We start from the raw sequence: 18,139 nt of genomic DNA on the forward strand, positions 1-18,139 counted from the left end.
ATGGCAGAAACTACGGGAGACTCGCAATTCAAATCTAAAGAATACAAATACACTTAAAGCATACAATCAAATCACGTAGTAAAATTACAACAAATTAATAGCTTAATATATTATACATAAATGTTTTATTTGGTAATTGCGATATTTATTACTTAGTTATTGCACAAATTAGTTCTAATATTTGTGAATTATAATACGACAACAGACTTGCGCCCAATCCCGCAATCGCTTGGGAAAGGCATCAAGTTTCATGGATGAAGATGAGGGGATGCGGGTTTTTGCTGCCGCGTGGGGTCGCAAGAAGGGTGATATAGCCGCACTCCGGACGCCACTATGCGGCAAAGACAGCGCAACGTGCCTTCCGCCAATTCGCGCCCGGCGAATCCGGTTAGTGGCAGGCCACCGAGGTGGGAATTATTGGATGTTGTTGGACAGGACGGCAGGGAAAGTCATCATAGTCCCCAACATTGCCTCGATCGCATCCGCCTGCACCGGACGGCTGAAGTAATAACCCTGCCCATAGGGGCAGCCGGCAGCGCGCAGAAACGCTGCCTGCTCGCCGGTCTCGACGCCCTCGGCAATGACATCGATGCCAAGAGACCCCGCAAGCTGGATCATGATGGAGACAATGGCACTGTCCTTGGTTTTTTCCGGCAGATGGGTGAGGAACGACCGATCTATCTTCATGCACGACAGGGGGAAGGTCTTGAGCATGCCGAGACAGGAATAACCGATGCCGAAATCATCCAGTGCCAGGCTGACGCCCATCTCCTTGATGACGCGCATGATCCGCACGGATGTTTCCACATCCTGAATGATGAGAGTTTCGGTGATCTCGATTTCCAGCAGAGACGGTGCAAGGCCGGATTGCGTGAGCGCAGACCTGATCTGCTCCACAAGCCCGCCCTGAAACTGCCTGGGCGAAATATTGACCGCCATTTTGACGGGTGGCAGCCCGGCAGTGCACCATGCCTGCGCCTGAAGGCAGGCTTTCTTCAGAATGCTTTCCCCAAGTTCCACGATGAGGCCGGTTTCTTCCGCAAGGCCGATGAATTCCGCGGGGCCGAGCAGACCTTCCACCGGGTGCTGCCAGCGCACCAGCGCCTCCACGCCGCTGATGCGACCGGTCAGAAGATCGACCTGCGGCTGATAGTGGAGAACAAACTCGTCCCTTTCCACAGCCTTGCGCAATTCCTCGATGCGGGTGAACTTCTTCCTCAGATCATCCGCCATGCGCGGCGTGAAGGTTGCAATGCCATCACGCCCGCTATGCTTGGCCTCATACATCGCAAGATCGGCCGCAGCGACAATTTCCGCCGTGGTTTCCCCGTGCTCCGGGAAAAATGCCATGCCAATGCTGCATGTGACCTTGATATCGTAGTTGCCGAGGCGCAGCGGCTGCGAGACCGCAGCCCGGATGTGTTGCAGGCGGCTTTCGAAATCGTCCTTCTGCTTGTGCAGAATGATGACGAACTCGTCCCCGCCCACCCGCAGCACCAGATCGTTTCGACCGAGACTGCGCGCGATGCGCTCAGCCGTTTTTGACAACAACGCATCGCCAACGCTATGGCCGAGCGTATCGTTGATCTGCTTGAAATTATCGAGATCAAGAAAGCCGATGCCGACATGCCGCTTCGCTTTTGCCGATGCTGCCAGTATCTCCGGCATCCTCGTATCCAGAAAGCGGCGATTGGGCAGCCGTGTCAGCATGTCGTGATCGGCAAGAAACGCGATATGTTCCGCCGCCCGTTTGCGATCGATCGCAAGACCCGCCATGCGCGCGGCGGCGGCGATGAACTCCAGAAGCCCCGCATCCGGTGTGCGGCCCGCCAGCATGCACCAGACGAAACCGTGCGCATTGCCTTCGCTGGCGGGAATATCGAAACTGAAGGCCACGTTACCGGCGGGATAGGTCAGGCTTTCGGGGTCGCTGACGCTGGAGATGAGTGCGGCCACCCCCGCATTCTGTGCAAGCGCAGGCGAGGCATAGACCGAGGGTTCACCGGCCGCGGCATCGAACACGCGAACAGCGCAGGCAAGACCCGTAGCGAGGTTTTCGATGGCTTTGACGAATTCTTCGAGAAAATCCTCGATGCGCGCCGCCCCAACAATCATTTCGAGAATATGCGCCTGCGCCTGAAGCAGTCGCTCCGAGGCCTTCTTCTGGGTAATATCCCTGGAGGCACCAACCACACCGATGATCGCGCCGTTCTTGTCCTTAAGCGGCACGCGCGACATCATCAGCCAGCGGTCGATATCGCCGCGCATTGCGCGTTCCTCAAAACCGAGATCCGGCTCTCCCGTGCGCATCACCCGCGCCTCGGTCTCAGGAATGCCGGCACGCTGCGCCGCATCGCCGTTAATATCGTAATCGGTGAGACCGATCAGTTCCTCGACTGTGTCGAAGCCGTTTTCGGTGACGATGGCACGGTTGGCGAAGAGGAAGCGGCCTTCCAGGTCCTTGGCATAGATGAAATCCGGCACATGATCGATCATCGCTTCAAGCAGCGTATGCCGGTCGGATGGCGGCGCATCGGACTTCGTCCGCGGCGGCCGGTTCTGCAAGCGTGACTTCGGGCCCTTGGAACGCAACTATCCGCCTCGTTACTGTATAAGGAAGCAGAATAGTAGGATTATACATATTATATAAATATGAACGACGGCGGGGGATTGAAGCGAAATGGCGCGACAAATACCGCGCGATCAGATTGTCGGCAAAGGCAAAACCTCTCCTGCGACATACCGGCCTTAAGCCGGCATTGAGCCACGGCGCATCTGCGCCGTGAAACAAGCTTTTCCCGATCATTACTTTATTGCACTGAACCGTGAATTGTAGGAGTTCGTAGTCAATCTCATGCAGCTGCAACGGCTGCAGCGTTTGACTGCAACCGTCAATTGCTTATCCATCACACGACAGGTGTGGGGAGCTCTTTACCGGCAAAATGCGCGTCGAGATTGGCGAGAACCAGATCGGCCATGGCGCGCCGGGTCTGGTGCGTGCCGCTGCCGACATGCGGCGCGAGCGTGACGTTTTCGAAGGCGAAAAGCGCCTCTGGCACACGTGGCTCATCTTCAAAGACGTCAAGCGCTGCGCCACCGATCGTGCCACTCGAGAGCGCCTCGACCAGTGCCTTTTCATCCACCAGAGAACCACGCGCCACGTTGACAAGCACACCTTGGGGACCGAGAGCCTTCAGCACATCCGCATTGACGATATGGCGCGTTTCAGCGGTGGCGGCGGCGGCGATGATCAGCACGTCGCAATTGGCGGCCAGCGCCTCGATGCTGTCGTGATAATCATAGGGAACGTCGCGACGGTTTCTGGCGGTGTAGGAAATGCGCGCATCAAAGCCTTCCAGCCTTTTGGCGATCGCCTGACCGATGCGGCCAAGGCCAAAAATGCCGTAGCGGCGGCCGGCCACACGGGTGGAAAGACCCATATCACCCTTCAGCCATTGCCCCGTGCGCACGTGCTGGTCGGCCTGCGGCAGCTTGCGCGCCTGCGCCAGAACAAGACCGAGCGCGAGGTCAGCGACATCCGCCGTCAGAACATCCGGTGTGTTGGAAACGCGGAAACCGCGTCGCTTTGCTTCCGCCAGATCCACCTTGTCGAAACCGACGCCGTTGATGGCGACGATCTCGAGATTGGGGAGTGCGGCGCCGATATCCGCCGGCAGGCCGATATGGCCACCGGTGACGACGCCGCGGATTGCAGCACCCTTTTCAGAAAGGAATGCCGCCTTGTCTGCCGCCTCAAACAGGCGATGAACAGTGAAGCGCTGCGCGAGTTCTTCTTCCAGTGCCGGGATCAGCGGGCACAGTTGTATAATTTCAGTAGTCATGGATATGTCCTTGTGGATCAGGCGCTATTTCACATCGGCCTTGACGAATTGCCGGAGTTCCGGTGTTTGCGGATTGGCGAAGAGTTCTGCCGAGCGGCCCTGTTCCCAGATCTTGCCCTTGTGCATGAAGATGGTTTCGGTCGCCACACGGCGTGCAAAGGCCATTTCATGGGTAACAAGGATCATGGTCATGCCGCCCTTGGCGAGGTTTTCCATGACCGTCAGCACTTCCTCCGTCAGTTCGGGATCGAGTGCAGAGGTCACCTCGTCGAACAGCATCACCTTCGGCCGCATGGCAAGCGAACGGGCAATCGCCACGCGCTGCTGCTGGCCGCCGGAAAGCTGGTCGGGATAGGAATCGAATTTCTCCGATAGGCCGACGAGTTGCAGAACCTCGCGGGCAATGTCCTTCGTTTCCGATTTTGCCACGTCCTTGACGATGCGCGGAGCGAGCATGATGTTTTCGCCAACCGTCAGATGCGGGAAAAGATTGTAGCTCTGGAACACGATACCGACATCGGTGCGCAGCTTGCGCAGCGCCGTGGCATCTCCGCCCAGCGCATGGCCGGCGATTTCGATGCGGCCCGAATTGATCTTCTCCAACCCGTTCATGCAGCGCAGCAGCGTGCTCTTGCCCGAGCCGGAGCGGCCGATGAGGGCGAAAACTTCACCACGGCCGACCGTCAGCGACACGCCTTTGAGGACTTCCAGAGCGCCAAAGCTCTTGTGAACGTTTTCAACGATTACTTCCGGCATGAAGCCTCCTTTCCAGCCAACGCGACAGCTGGGACAACGGGTAGCAGACGATGAAATAAAGCACGGCCACCGCGACGAAGACGCGGAACGGCTGGAACGTGGCATTGTTGATAAGCTGCCCCGCTCTCGCCAGTTCGACGAAACCGATGATCGATGCGATGGACGTATTCTTGACGACCTGAACGGCAAAACCGACGGTCGGCGGCAGGGAAATGCGGATCGCTTGCGGCAGGATGACGTAGCGATATTGCTGGGCGCGGGTGAGAGCCAGAGATTCCGACGCTTCCCATTGCTGCTTCGGCACCGCCTGGATGCAGCCGCGCCAGATTTCGGCGAGATAACCCGACGTATAGATCGTCATCGATGCGCCGGCGGCAATCAGTGGTGGCAGTTCAAGTCCGGCAAGGCTTAGGCCGTAATAGGACAGGAACAGGATCATCAGCACCGGAATGCCCTGGATGACCTGGATATAGGTGCCGGCAGCGATACGCAGCGCCTTCAGATCCGAGGTGCGGGCAAGCGCCACGAAGAAACCGACGAGGCCGCCGCCGATGAGCGCAATGATCGTCAGAAGCACGGTCCATTGCAGGGCGGTGAGCAGAAAGCCGAACTCGTTCCAGCCAAAAGTTCTGAGTGTCATGACTGCACCTCCGGCAAGGCGGTCATCGTCTTGCGCGCCACGCGGCGGCCGAACAGCCACATGCCGACAAGGGCAAGGATGAGCCGCAGGCTGAGCGCCAGCGCAAGATAGATGAGCGTGACGACGATATAGACCTCGAAGGAGCGATAGGTCTGCGATTCCACGAAGGCAGCGGCGGCCGCAAGCTCATGGGTGGAGATGGCCGAACATATGCTCGATGCGAGCATCATCAGCACGAACTGGCTGCACAGCGAAGGATAGACCTTGGCGATAGCAGGCACGATGATGACGTGACGATAGATCTGGTATTTGGTGAAGCCCAAAGCCTCGCCCGCCTCGATCTGCGACTTGTGCACCGCCTCGATGCCGGCGCGGATGATTTCCGTGGAATAGGCGGCAAGATTGATCGTCATGCCGATCAGAGCTGCCGTATCGGCTCCAACGCGAAAGCCGAGCCCCGGCAGACCGAAATAGACGATGAAAAGCTGCACCAGAAATGGCGTGTTACGGATCACCTCAACATAGCCGTCCACGATGATGCGGACGATGCCGCCATTGATGGAACGCAGCGAGGCTAAAAGAATGCCGAATGCGCAACCGAGCACGATGGAGAGGACCGATAGCTTGATCGTCAGCCATATGCCGCTCAACAATTCGTTCTGATATTGGGCAAGCGCGCCGAATTGAAATGTATAGGACATGCGTCACTCCGTGGACATTTCCCGGCCCGCCGGAATTTCTCCCGGCGGGCGCGTTGAATGGCTCAATCAGAAGCTTGGCAGTTGCGGCAGCGGACGGCCGGTCCACTTAACCGAGATGCGATCGAGATCGCCCGACATCTTCATGAGATAGATGGAGGTGTTCAGCCACTGACGCAGCTCGAAATCCTCAATCTTCGTCGCCATGGAATTGCCCTGCTGGAAGAAGGTGAAACCGACCTGCAGACCGGCTTCCGGACGCTGCTTGATGATCGCCTCACCCACCGTGGACGGCAGGGCGACGGCGTCCACCTGACCGGCAAGCAGAGCCTGGGCGCTGGTGGAATCGTCTTCGTAGACGACGATTTCGAGACCTTCGACATTGGCCTTGCGCAGCGCGGTTTCCTGCGAGGAGCCGCGATTGACCGAAACACGCTTGCCCTTGAGGCTATCGAGATTTTCGAATTTCTGATCCTTGCCGGAAATGATGTCCATGTTGAACGCGCTGTAGGGCTGCGTGAACATGACGGTCTTGGCGCGTTCACCGGTCGGGGCGAGCGTCGCGACAAGGAAATCGACCTTGCCGGTCTGGAGCGCCGGAATGCGGGCGGGCGGCGTCAGCGGCACCAGCTCGACCGGCAGCGACAGGTAAGAGCCGATAAGGTTGGCGACATCAACGTCGTATCCGGAAGGATTGCCCTTCTCGTCCACCATACCCATCGGCGGCGCGCCTGTGAGAACGCCGATCTTGACCTTGCCGCGCGCGGTGATCTCGCTGAGCGAGACGGCATGGGCCGAGGTGGTGGCGGCAAGCGTTGCTGCGGCAACACCGACTGCGACGGTCATGTTCTTCAAAAATCTGGAAATGCTCATGGTTTCTCCTCCAACCCTTTATTTGCCGTCCGCACGGGAACAGCGGCCTTTGCGCAAACCGAAAAATGTTCTCGATAACATTTAAACCCGATTTGCAAAAAACTCCTCCCAAGAAGACGCGAAGATCCAAAACCGTTATAATTCCCCATGAAATTCAATGATTTTGGCTGGTTATCGATTTTCCTCTGGTCGACACCATTTCGCGTTCTTGGCAGGATCAATAATGCATGTTATCGGTATCATTGCAAGTCCGATCTACAGAACTGTTGCATCGGGCATTCATTCGGGAGGGAACCATGTATACACGCTCGGCAATTTTTGAAGGCAAGATCCACGCCGGTCGGGAGGAGGAGTTTTTCCGCATCGTCGAGGAAAAGCTTCTGCCGGTCTGGAAACGCATGCCGAACGCGCAGGCCGTGCGCGTCATGCGCACCGAGCGTACGGACCCGGACGCGGCTGCCATCATTATGGTGCAGGAAATCGACTATCCGTCGATTGAGGCTGTGGAAGAAGCGCTGGTTTCGCCGGTCAGACTGGAAGGCCGGGTGCTGACGGACGAGATGATGAGCATGTGTGACGGGCGCTTTTATCACCTCGTCTACCGCCGCATCGCATAAATCCGGTGCACGCCGCACCGATCTGCAATCATGCGGCGTGCTTTCCCTTGATATCTTCGTGTATGTCTTGTCCTGAACCGGTTCTAATTCAGGGAGACATGCTTTGGTGGAGCGCACGCCCTTGGCCGCAGCGTTAGTCACGTCAAAAAAAGCAACTATGAGCGACGTCTCGAAACTCGCGGGCGTCTCCAAGATGACCGTTTCGCGGGTGCTGGCCGATCCGGCGCTGGTGTCTGAAGACACACGCCAGAAGGTTATGAAGGCCATCGAGAAGCTGGGCTATGTTCCGGATAGAATAGCCGGTTCACTTTCCTCCCGGCGCACCAATTTCATCACCGCCATCCTGCCGACGCTCACCAACTCCAACTTCGCAGACAGCGCGCAGGGGCTCGCCAATGCGCTGCGCGCTGCCGACTACCAACTGCTGATCGGCTATACCATGTACGATCTCCAGGAGGAGGAGCGCGTCATCCGCACCATGATGGAGCGCCGGCCCGACGCCATAGTCGTTGCCGGAACGGTGCATACCAAGATGGCGAGCGAAGTTTTGATGCGCGCCGGCATCCCGATTGTGGAAATCTGGGACGTTCCCGAACATCCCATCGACCACGCGGTCGGCTTCTCCAACTATGAAGTGGGAAGAAATGCCGCCAAATATCTGATATCGCTTGGATTTAAGAGAATCGGTGCGCTCGGCTCACGGGCCGATGGCGATGTGAAGGACTGGCGCGGCGAAAGCCGTCTGCTCGGTTTTGGTGCTGCACTTCGCGAAGCCGGCATTGCCGACGACCTCATCATCCGCGAGGGCAGCGCCCCCGTCTCCTACGACCATGGGGCCAAAACGCTCGGCTCGTTGCTGGCGAAAGCGCCGGATGTCGAAGGCATTTTCGCGGTCTCCGATATTTCCGCCGTTGGCGCACTGATGGAGTGTCATCGTCGCGGCATTCACGTGCCCGAACAGATTTCCATCCTAGGCTTCGGCGATTTCGACATCGGCCGGCAATGTTATCCGGCGATTTCAACGATCCGTGTCGACGCCCAGATGATCGGCCGCAAAGCGGGCGAATTGCTGCTCTCCATATTGGAAGCGGAAAAAGGCGCTGCCGTTCCCGAAGGTGCGCGGGTGGATGTCGGGTTCGAGTTGATCGTGCGCGAGACGACGAAGCGGGTGGGCGGGTGAGGAGTTCCCTCCCTCATCCCTGTGCTGGTCACAGGGATGAGGTAAGTACGGTGTATCGTCCTTATCGAGCACCCCAAGTGTCCGTCAGACGATATCCTTCGGGCCATGGATCGGAAGGATCCAGCATGTGCTGGTGAATGCCGGTGATCCAGCCGCGGCCGGAAATTTCCGGCAGGATGGCCGGGCGGTCACCCACCGTTGTCGTTCCCAGAATGCGACCGGTAAAGGTGGAGCCGATGAGCGACACGGCCGTCAGCGTCTGGCCTTCTTTCATCTCACCGCGTGCATGCAGCACCGCCATGCGGGCCGAAAGCGCCGTACCGGTCGGTGAGCGATCCACCTTGCCGGGCTGGATGGCGACGGCGGCACCTGCCCGCAGGCCTTCAGCGGTGCGCTCCACCTTGCCCGCAAACAGGCAGAAGGAAAAATGACGCCAATCGGGGTTTTCGGGATGCTCAAAACCCAGAGCCTTGTTGGCGGCATTGGTGATGCGCACGCCGAGACGGGCAATCTCATGCGCTTCATCCGGCTTCAGGCTGAAGCCCATCGCCTCGGCGTCGACGATGACGAAACTGTCGCCGCCATAGGCCGTATCCACCTTCAACGTACCGAGCCCCTCGACCTCGAGTTCTACATCGAGCTTCGCGGCAAAGCTCGGCAGGTTCTGCACGAAAATGCGTTCGGCCTTGCCATTGCGGCATTCGGCACGCACCTTCACAAGCCCGCCCGGCGCTTCAAGCAGCATATGGGTTTCCGGCTCCTGCATTGGCACGATACCGCCATCCAGAAGCACAGTGGAAACGCAGATGGAGTTGGAGCCCGACATGGGTGGGGTATCTTCCGGCTCCATGATGATGAAGGCGGCATCCGCCTCAGGATGTTTCGGCGGCACCAGAAGATTGACGTGGCGGAACACGCCACCGCGCGGCTCGTTGAGCACGAAATTGCGCAGGGTCTCATCACGGGCTATGAAACGGCTCTGTTCCCAGATCGTCTCGCCCGGCGGCGGCCTGACGCCGCCCACGATCACATCACCCACCTCGCCTTCCGCATGGGCGGAGATGACGTGAACTGTGTTGATACTGCGCATTTATTGCTCCTCAGGAAAGCCAGGATGGAAGACGGGAAATAGCACGGCCGGTCAGTGCGCTTTCAACACAGTCGGCAAGGCTGCCGAAGCGCACCGCGCGGCCGCTGAGGCCAGGGCCGTAATGGGCGTACTTGCCCGAATTGGTCATCAGCGCGCGCGTCCTGGTCGGAAAGACCGGTTCGGAAATCGAGCACCAGCAGAGATCAGGCAGCACCTGGACGCCACTGTCATTCAGGCTTTGCAGGGTGCCGTCCCGTTCTGCTGCGTCGATGACCTGCTGTCCGGCAGTGACGATGACGGCAACATTTGCATGACGCCTGCGCCCGTTGAAGGCGGACGCCAGCGCGCGGCATTCCTCCAGCGAGGCATGCGGGCTGCCGATGGCAACCAGTTGCACATCCTCTGGTCCCTCATTCAGCAGCGACCAGCCCGCGGCCATATCAGCAAGCGAAACTGTGACGGTTTCAGCCATCTCGACCGGCTCCAGTCCCGCTTCCGGGGTGACGCCCTCGATATGCAGCATGGGAGCCGCAGACGTGGTACCGAAAGCGGCGCAGAGTGCCTTCAGATCATCCCGCGAAGGCTTTGCTGCGCCAAGACCGCGCAGAAGCGGAATGCAATCGGGGGCTGCCTTGCCGGCGAGATAACCGATGAGCGGCCAGAAGGCGTCATTGATACCCTCAGGCAAAGCGACATCGACAAGGCGTTGCGGCCGGCGGTTTTCCTCAAGATAGACGCCGGACAATGGTGCCCTGCCCGTCAAGGCAATGCAGAGATCGAGAAAATCCGGATGTTTGGCCGTGCGTGCGCCGAGAACCGTATTGGCGAAAATCACGGCATTCGATTCGGCCCAGGCGATCATGTCGCCGGCCTGCGGCGCGCTGTCGAGCAGATAGGGCGAACAGGTAAAGGTGGGGCGACAGCCCATGCGTACATAGGCATCCGCCAGCCTTGCGGCGGGATCGCCGAAATCCTCCGGCACGCCCTGCGCGCGCCAATGCGCCTTGTCCACCGAGATGGCGTTCATGGTCGTCGGCACGCGCACGCTTGCGCCCATCTCCGCCATCTTTTCTGCAAAGGTGAGATTGGCGGGGCTGGCATAGATGCAACCGTCAATATGACCCTGCGTGACATCGACGAGCGCTGACGCCCCCTGCTGGGCGGCCATGGCGACAATGATGCGCATTGCCTGCTGCACGGCAATGCCGTCGCGGCCCTCAAGCATTGCCCTGTCGTCATTCTTGAGATCGAGATGCGTCGTTGCAGGCGGCGCGATCGCGAGGGAAACGCCATCGGCCTCAATGGTATTTTCATCAATACGCACATGAGAAGCTTGGGAGAGCCGCGCGAAATTCTCCGCGTCCAGGCGCAGCACCGGCAGGGGCTTGCCGAACATTTCCGCAGCGATCAGCGCGCCGAGCGTCAGCACGTCTTCGGCCTCGCAGAAGACAAGCGCTGAGGGTGCGCGGCCCGTCAGGATGAGATCAAGCAAAACGCCAGAACCGGTGCAGGAGCCACGACTTGACGGCATGAACAGCACACCGCCGGTGAGACAGACGCCGTGCAACGGGTGGTGCACGTCAATCACTTTACCAGTGGCGGGATCGACACCGCCCCAGAAACTCAGCGCCTCAGTCGTGGCGATCACCACACCTTCAGCCGCGCCCGGCAGGATGCTGCGCGCCTGAGGAACGGCTGTTGTCGAAACGGAAGAAGACATCGAAAATCTCCCCAAAAGCATTTCCAGTAAAAGTGCGTAGCGGTTTTACGTCTGGAAAATGCGTAAAAAAAACTAGAGAATTTTTGCGTTTTGGAGAAAAGCCAAAATTCTCTAGAAACGTTGTGGCGAAAATGCCCTTGTATCGATGGCGGGTTTTTGCCCCGTCAGTAGATCGGCGACGATGCGGGCCGTGCCGGCCGATTGCGTCAGCCCCAGATGGCCGTGGCCGAAAGCATAGACCACCCGCGCCGTATGCCGCGCCGCACCAATTGCCGGCAGGCTGTCGGGCAGCGACGGGCGGAAGCCCATCCATTGTTTGCCGCCTTCGGTTTTCAGACCTGGCAGAAAACTTGCCGCCTTGGCGAGAAGCGCCTCGGAGCGGGCAAAATTGGCCGGAAGCTCAAGCCCGCCCAGCTCCACCGCACCGCCGACGCGAATGCCGGTCGAAAGCCGCGTGACGACGAAACCATGGCCACCGAAGGTCACCTGCGTGCGCAGATCAAAGGCGCCTGAAGGCAGGGTGGTATTATACCCCCGTTCCGTTTCCAGCGGAATTTTTTCCCCGAGCGAACGGGCAATGCGATGCGAAAATGCGCCCGCCGCCAGCACCACCTTGCCGGCCTTGCGGGTGCGCCCGTCGTGACTCACCACTTCCACACCGTCTTCCAGCGGCCTGAGCGCCGCGATGTCGAGACGTTCGATACGACCGCCAATGCTGCGGAAATGCTCGGCAAGAGCCAGCGTGTAGAGCTTTGGATCGGCGATGGAATGCCAGCCCGGCGTGAAGGTGCCGCAGGTGAAACGCGGTGCGATGCCGGGCTGTATCTCGGCCATCTGCTCGGCATTGAGGTGCCGGAACTCGATGCCATGACGCTCGCGCGCCTTCCAGCCGGCAAGCGAGCCTTCGAATTCGGCTTCGCTTTCATAGACCTGGAGATTGCCCTCCTTGCGCAGCATGGCAATCGTGTCGGTTTTTCTGAGGAACGGCTCAAGTTCGGATTTCGACAGGTCCATCAGCGCCGTCTGGGCGGCGGTGGAATGTTCAACCTTCGAGGCGGCACAGGCGCGCCAGAACCGGAACATCCATGGTGCAATCTTCAGCGCATAGGCAGGCGGTACGCTGAGCGGCCCGAGCGGATCGAGAAGCCACTTCGGCGCTTTCCAGAGAATGCCGGGGGACGCGAGCGGCAGGATATCGGTGAAGGCGAAGGCACCGGCGTTACCGGCGGAAGCGCCCGCCGCCGGGCCTTCACGATCGATAACCGTGACCGAAAGGCCGCGTCCCTGCGCCGCAATAGCTGCCGAGAGGCCGACAACGCCGGCCCCTATGACGATGACATTGTTTGCAGACATTACCGCACGCTCGACAGGAATTTCTGCGTCTCGGGGTGCTGCGGCGCGCCGAAAAGCTGATCCGGCGTGCCGATTTCCGCCATCACGCCCTGATGGAAAAAGGCGACACGGTTCGACACATCGCGGGCGAAGGCCATTTCATGGGTGACGCAGATCATCGTCATGCCCTCGTCGGCCAGCATCTTCAGCGTATCGAGCACTTCGCCCACCAGCATCGGATCGAGCGCGGAGGTGACTTCGTCGAACAGCATATATTCCGGCGACATGGCAAGAGCGCGGGCAATCGCCATACGCTGCTGCTGACCGCCTGACATGCGGTTCGGATAGACCTTCAGCTTTTCGGCAAGACCGACATGGGTCAGTTGCTTGACCGCGATTTCCTCGGCCTGCTCTTTCGAAATGCCAAGCACCTTGCGCGGCGCCAGCATGACGTTTTCGAGCACCGTCAGATGCGGAAAGGCATTCCATTGCTGGAAGACGATGCCGACCTTGCGTCGCAGCTTGTTGAGGTCGGTCGATTTGGCATGCACCTCGGTGCCGTCGATGACGATCTTGCCGCTATCGATCGGCTCCAGGCCGTTGATGCAGGTCAGCAGCGTCGACTTGCCGGAGCCGGAACCACCGATGATAGTGACGACCTCGCCGTTGTTGACGGTCAGGTTGATCCCTTTCAGAACCTCCAGCGGGCCGAAGGATTTGCGGACGTTTTCGATCTCAATCATTGGGGGACCACCGTCTTTCGAGATACCCGCCGAAACGGGCGATGGGGAAGCTGATAAGGAAATAGATGGCGCCGCAGATCATGAGAATGGTCAGCGGTTCCTGCAGGCGGGTGACGAGGATCTGCGAGGCACGCAGAAGCTCGATAAGCCCGAGCCACAGCACCAGCGCCGAATCCTTCATGACGCCGAGTGTCAGGCCGATCCAGGAGGGCAACGACACGCGAGTTGCAAGCGGCAGCACGATGTAGCGCATGTCCTGCGACCAGGTCATGCCGAGCGAACGGCAGGCGCGGCGCGTGTTCGACGGCACCGCTTCGATACCGCCACGCACGATCTCGGTGCAGTAAGCAGCCGTATAAAGCGACAGCACCACGCATGAGGTGGTGAATGGCGGCCAGCCGAGCTTGGCGATCGACTGGAAGGCATTGCCAAGCACCAGCTGGATGAGGAGCGGCACGGAGCGGAAAACATCCAGCACGAAGGTCAGCGGCAGCGACCAATAGGCCCCGAGCTGGAAGCGGATGACACCGAAGATGATCCCCATGAGGGTGCCAGCCGTCACGGCAACGGCGGTGACGGCAAGCGTCATCCCCGCGCCCTTGGCAAGGAAGGCAAGATCACCCCAGGTGAGAGCGGTTTCAAACATGGCGCACCTCTCTCAGTAACGAAACAGACGAGCGGCCAGCAATCTGGCGGCAAGCGTGACGATCTTGGCGATCACGTAATAGATGACCGCGGCAAGCGCGAAGAATTCGAAGGTGCGGAACGAACGGGCGTTCAAGGCCTGCGTGACACCGGCGAGATCCGTATTCATGCCGACGGTGACACCGAGCGAGGTCATCAGGATTGCCCAGACCATCTGGTTGGTGGCAGGCAGGAAGGCGACGCGCAGCATCTGCGGCATGATGATGAGGCGGAAGGTCTGCATCGACGTCATGCCAAGCGAACGGCCGGAGCGCGTTTGCGTATCCGGTATCGCCTTCAGCGCTCCACGGAAGTTCTCCGCAAGATAGCCCGCATTGTTGAAGGCGATGCCGGCCAGAAGCGCCGTATAGGGGCTGAGGTGAATGCCGAAATTGCCAAGGCCGAAATGGGCCATGTAAATCTGGAACAGCGCCGGCGTGTTGCGGGCGATTTCCACCCAGACGGCGGCAATGGCACCCAATATCCTGTTACCGGAAAGCCGGAACAGGGTCAGCACGATGGCGCAGGAAAGACCGATCACCATCGACAGGATCGCGATCTGCAGCGTCACCACCGCACCGTCCAGAAGCTGCGGCAAAGCCTTCAGCGCCTGATTCCAGTGGAATGTATAATTGAACATAACCGTCTCACCTTTTCAGAAACGATCAACGGCGCGATCGATCCGACCGCGCCGTTTGGGAAAAGTTCCGATCAGCGATAGACGCCGTTGACGGTGAGCGAAGGAACTTCGCCGCCAACCCATTTTCCGTAGAGTTCGGCGTAACGGCCGGTGCGAACCTGCTGGTTGATGAACAGGTTCAGGTAGTTGATGAAGCCATATTCATCGCGGTTGGTGAAGAGAGCGACATAGTCGATGTCATAAGGTGCCTTGCCGACCACCGAGATGCCGGCAAATTTGCCGGTCTTGACGTTGGCCTGGGCAACGGTCGAAGTCGAAACGGTGGCGTCGATCTGGCCCTGGCTGAGCGCGAGGAACACATCGGCCTGCGTCTGGTAAGGACGGAACTCGCCCACGCCCCATTCCTTGACGGTCTTTTCGAGCGCAATGGCTTCGAACGTACCAGCAGTCGCGCCGACGGTCTTGCCCTTCATGTCCTCAAAGGACTTGACGCCGGACTTGTCGTTGGCGGTGACAGCCATCTCGAAGGCGAAGTAAGGCACGGTCATGCCAACCGTCTTGGCACGCTCAAGCGTATCGGACGTGGAGGCAACGCCAACATCGACGCGGCCGGACATCAGCGCCGGAATACGTTCCGGGAAAGGCGTCTCGACGATTTCAGCCGTGACGCCGAGCGCCTTGGCGAGATCGTTGCAATAATCGACATCGAAGCCGATCGGGTTGTTGGCGTCATCACGCGCGCCCATGGGCGGGAAGTCGAGCACGACCGCGCAGCGCAGCGTACCGGACGAAATGATGTCGTCAAGCTTGTCGGCCTTGGCCGGAGTAATAGCGAAAGTGGTGGCCAGCAGGCCGGCGACGATGACCGATTTTTTCATTGTTGATTTGCTCCCAGAATTGCTCTGCCATTGAAGGCGAGGTCACTATTTCCCCATGGAGGCGATAAATCAACATAAAAATACAATGAGTATACAAAAAGAATTTTTGCAGCAGCGAACAATGCTACGGCAGGGAGCTTGCAATTCGGAACCGAAGAGCACGTGAAAATGACGCCCTGGGTGGGCAAGTCTGCCCTACTCTCATCCCCGCGCTTGTGGCAGGAATGGGCACCGGACGCAGAATGCCGAAAAGACGAGTTGCAATAGAACGACCGTTGTATACTTTATGTATTCAAAATGTGCGAGCCCAATATCGGAGGATTATGATGAGCGACAACACCACATTGACCATCGACGGGCTTTTTCAGCGGGTCGAAGCGATTTTCCGCAAGGCGGGGCTCAATGCCGTGCAGGCGGGAGCGCTTGCACGGGTTATTGTTGCCGGTGAGCGTGACGCCTGCAAATCGCACGGCATCTACCGCATCGAAGGCGCCCTGCGCACCGTCAAGGCAGGCAAGGTTAAGCCCGATGCGATGCCGGAGGTGGCCGCAGACGACGGCACGGCGATCGTGAAAGTCAGTGCCAATGGCGGTTTTGCCAACCCCGCTTTCGAGCTTGGCCTGCCTGTTCTGGTGGAGCGGGCGAAACGCACCGGCATCGCCGCGCTCGTCATCAATGATTGCACGCATTTCTCGGCGCTCTGGCCGGAAGTCGAGGGGCTGACCGCGAACGGTCTAGCGGGTCTGGTCATGTGCCCGAGCTATTCCACCGTCGCCCCCACTGGCGGAACCAAGCCGCTGCTCGGCACCAACCCCTTCGCCTTCGGCTGGCCCCGTAAGAACACTTCACCCTATGTCTTTGATTTCGCGACATCTGTTGCGGCGCGTGGCGAGATAGAACTGCACCGTCGCGCGGGCAAATCTTTGCCTGAAGGCTGGGCCGTGGATGCCGACGGAAATCCGACGACCGACCCCGAGGCTGCGCTTGCCGGCGCCATGCTTCCGTTCGGCGGCCACAAAGGTTCGGCCATCGGCACCATGATCGAGCTTCTCGCGGGTATCATGATTGGTGACCTGACCAGCCCAGAGGTGCTGGAGTATCTCGGCACCACAACGCTTGCGCCCTTCCATGGCGAGCTGATCGTCGCCTTTTCCCCGGAAACCTTCGCCAAGGGCCGTCCGGGCGATCCTTTCCAGCGGGCTGAAATCCTGTTCGACGCCATTATCGGCCAGGGAGCCCGCCTGCCCTCCGGCCGCCGCTTCACTGCACGCGCTAAATCGGAAAGCGAAGGCATCACCTTGACCGCCGCCGAAATCGCCGGCCTCGACCGGCTGCTGGAACAGGGGATGGACGCCGTCTCCTGACATCACACCTTCGTCATGCCGAACCCAATCAGGCATGACGAAGGATAGCTATCGAACCTCATAAAACGAAAAAAGGCCCGCAAATGCGGGCCTTTTTCACTGCAGAAAGTAATCAGGCAGCCTTGCAGGCCTGAACCGCACCCGGAAGCTTGCTCCAGTCGGCGTACCAGCTGTTGAACAGCTTGAACTGCGCCTCGACATAACCGCGCTGGCTGTCGCTGAGGGCATCGGTCTCGTTGAAGTGCAGCGTATATTCCTTGTCGCCCTTCAGCACCATCATGTGCTTGAAGTAGAGAACCAGATCCGGGCCTTCATCGAAGGAGGAGAGGACGGCGAGCGCCTGCTCCAGTTCCAGCGCGCGGGCGCGGGCATCCGCATCGCCCTTGGCGGCGGCCTGCGACAGCTTGCAGAGATGGATGACTTCCTTCGGCAGGACATTGCCGATGCCCGTGATCGCACCGGTTGCGCCGCAATTGACGAAGCCGTGGACAACGGCGGTATCGACGCCGATCATCAGGGTGACTTCATCATCGCGGCTGGTGATGTTTTCAGCAGCGTAACGCATATCCGCCGGACCACCGAATTCCTTGAAGCCGACGAGGTTCTTGTGTTCCGCACGCAGCGCGAAGAAGAGATCGGCGCGGGTGGCGAAACCGTAATAGGGGCTGTTGTAGATGACAGCGGGCGTTTCGGGAGCGGCCGCGAGGATGGCCTTGAAATGCGCCTTCTGGGCAGCGATGACCGAACCGCGCGAAAGAACACGCGGAATGACCATCAGGCCCTTTGCGCCAACCTTCTGGGCATGGGCGGCGTGCGCAACGGCGGATGCGGTGTTGACTGCGCCGGTGCCGACGATGACGGGAATGCCGGCTTTCACCAGACGTTCCACGCCTTCCATGCGCTGCTCATCGGAAAGAAGCGGCCAGTCGCCCATGGAACCGCAATAGACGACGGCGGACATGCCATCGGCGATCAGCTCCTTGCCCTTGCGGACAAGCGCGTCGAAATCGGGGGTACGATCATCCTTGCAGGGGGTCATCAAGGCGGGAATCACGCCGGAAAAAATGCTGGCCGTCATTACT

At 59.3% G+C, this 18,139-nt stretch carries 17 protein-coding genes; 3 read left to right on the plus strand and 14 right to left on the minus strand.

The features are described 5' to 3' along the window. Nucleotides 1–414: 414 nt before the first annotated feature. From CRO62_RS04400 to CRO62_RS04425, 6 genes are all read right to left on the minus strand, one after another. Nucleotides 415–2,565 (minus strand): GGDEF and EAL domain-containing protein, encoded by a 2,151-nt coding sequence (locus CRO62_RS04400; RefSeq protein WP_097100380.1) that lies wholly within the window; start codon nt 2,563–2,565, stop codon nt 415–417. A gap of 341 nt (nt 2,566–2,906) precedes the next feature. Continuing rightward, entirely contained in the window at nt 2,907–3,842 is a 936-nt protein-coding gene (locus CRO62_RS04405) for a 2-hydroxyacid dehydrogenase (protein ID WP_097099362.1), read from the minus strand. Nucleotides 3,843–3,866: 24 nt separating this feature from the next. Next, entirely contained in the window at nt 3,867–4,598 is a 732-nt protein-coding gene (locus tag CRO62_RS04410; protein ID WP_004431334.1) for an amino acid ABC transporter ATP-binding protein, read from the minus strand. After that, nucleotides 4,579–5,238 carry an amino acid ABC transporter permease gene (locus CRO62_RS04415; RefSeq protein ID WP_003505666.1) on the minus strand — a complete coding sequence of 220 codons (660 nt, stop codon included), beginning with the start codon at nt 5,236–5,238 and terminating at the stop codon, nt 4,579–4,581. Before CRO62_RS04415 ends, CRO62_RS04410 begins: the two co-directional genes overlap by 20 nt. Further along, nucleotides 5,235–5,939: an amino acid ABC transporter permease gene (locus CRO62_RS04420; RefSeq protein ID WP_004431329.1), complete on the minus strand. Its 705-nt coding sequence runs from the start codon at nt 5,937–5,939 to the stop codon at nt 5,235–5,237. The genes CRO62_RS04415 and CRO62_RS04420 overlap by 4 nt, the downstream gene beginning before the upstream one ends. Nucleotides 5,940–6,005: 66 nt before the next feature. Next, nucleotides 6,006–6,809 carry a transporter substrate-binding domain-containing protein gene (locus tag CRO62_RS04425; RefSeq protein WP_004431321.1) on the minus strand — a complete coding sequence of 268 codons (804 nt, stop codon included), beginning with the start codon at nt 6,807–6,809 and terminating at the stop codon, nt 6,006–6,008. Nucleotides 6,810–7,105: 296 nt separating this feature from the next. Between CRO62_RS04425 and CRO62_RS04430 the strand changes: the two genes are divergently transcribed. Next, entirely contained in the window at nt 7,106–7,426 is a 321-nt protein-coding gene (locus tag CRO62_RS04430) for a hypothetical protein (RefSeq protein ID WP_004431319.1), read from the plus strand. Nucleotides 7,427–7,583: 157 nt separating this feature from the next. After that, nucleotides 7,584–8,606 carry a LacI family DNA-binding transcriptional regulator gene (locus CRO62_RS04435; protein ID WP_025594918.1) on the plus strand — a complete coding sequence of 341 codons (1,023 nt, stop codon included), beginning with the start codon at nt 7,584–7,586 and terminating at the stop codon, nt 8,604–8,606. A 61-nt stretch (nt 8,607–8,667) separates the two neighbouring features. Here CRO62_RS04435 and CRO62_RS04440 read toward each other — a convergent pair whose 3' ends face one another. From CRO62_RS04440 to CRO62_RS04470, 7 genes are all read right to left on the minus strand, one after another. After that, a complete protein-coding gene (locus CRO62_RS04440; protein ID WP_097099363.1) occupies nt 8,668–9,696 on the minus strand; it encodes a trans-3-hydroxy-L-proline dehydratase in 1,029 nt (342 codons plus the stop codon). A gap of 10 nt (nt 9,697–9,706) precedes the next feature. Then, entirely contained in the window at nt 9,707–11,416 is a 1,710-nt protein-coding gene (locus CRO62_RS04445; protein ID WP_097099364.1) for an aconitase X, read from the minus strand. Nucleotides 11,417–11,527: 111 nt separating this feature from the next. After that, the gene (locus tag CRO62_RS04450) at nt 11,528–12,769 is read right to left on the minus strand and encodes an NAD(P)/FAD-dependent oxidoreductase (protein WP_097099365.1); all 1,242 of its coding nucleotides are present in this window, start codon (nt 12,767–12,769) and stop codon (nt 11,528–11,530) included. Then, nucleotides 12,769–13,491 carry an amino acid ABC transporter ATP-binding protein gene (locus CRO62_RS04455; RefSeq protein ID WP_004431309.1) on the minus strand — a complete coding sequence of 241 codons (723 nt, stop codon included), beginning with the start codon at nt 13,489–13,491 and terminating at the stop codon, nt 12,769–12,771. The genes CRO62_RS04450 and CRO62_RS04455 overlap by 1 nt, the downstream gene beginning before the upstream one ends. Further along, nucleotides 13,484–14,137, minus strand: a complete 654-nt coding sequence (locus CRO62_RS04460; RefSeq protein WP_097099366.1) for an amino acid ABC transporter permease — start codon at nt 14,135–14,137, stop codon at nt 13,484–13,486. The genes CRO62_RS04455 and CRO62_RS04460 overlap by 8 nt, the downstream gene beginning before the upstream one ends. A 12-nt stretch (nt 14,138–14,149) precedes the next feature. After that, nucleotides 14,150–14,815 (minus strand): amino acid ABC transporter permease, encoded by a 666-nt coding sequence (locus CRO62_RS04465; protein WP_019566704.1) that lies wholly within the window; start codon nt 14,813–14,815, stop codon nt 14,150–14,152. 71 nt (nt 14,816–14,886) lie between these two features. Continuing rightward, a complete protein-coding gene (locus CRO62_RS04470) occupies nt 14,887–15,693 on the minus strand; it encodes a transporter substrate-binding domain-containing protein (RefSeq protein WP_004431301.1) in 807 nt (268 codons plus the stop codon). 326 nt (nt 15,694–16,019) lie between these two features. Between CRO62_RS04470 and CRO62_RS04475 the strand changes: the two genes are divergently transcribed. Next, nucleotides 16,020–17,057: an Ldh family oxidoreductase gene (locus CRO62_RS04475; protein ID WP_097099367.1), complete on the plus strand. Its 1,038-nt coding sequence runs from the start codon at nt 16,020–16,022 to the stop codon at nt 17,055–17,057. A gap of 112 nt (nt 17,058–17,169) precedes the next feature. Here CRO62_RS04475 and CRO62_RS04480 read toward each other — a convergent pair whose 3' ends face one another. Next, nucleotides 17,170–18,135 carry a dihydrodipicolinate synthase family protein gene (locus CRO62_RS04480; RefSeq protein WP_013761087.1) on the minus strand — a complete coding sequence of 322 codons (966 nt, stop codon included), beginning with the start codon at nt 18,133–18,135 and terminating at the stop codon, nt 17,170–17,172. Between the last annotated feature and the right edge of the window lie 4 nt (nt 18,136–18,139).

Source organism: Rhizobium sp. AN6A (assembly GCF_900215635.1).
GTDB lineage: Bacteria > Pseudomonadota > Alphaproteobacteria > Rhizobiales > Rhizobiaceae > Agrobacterium > Agrobacterium tumefaciens.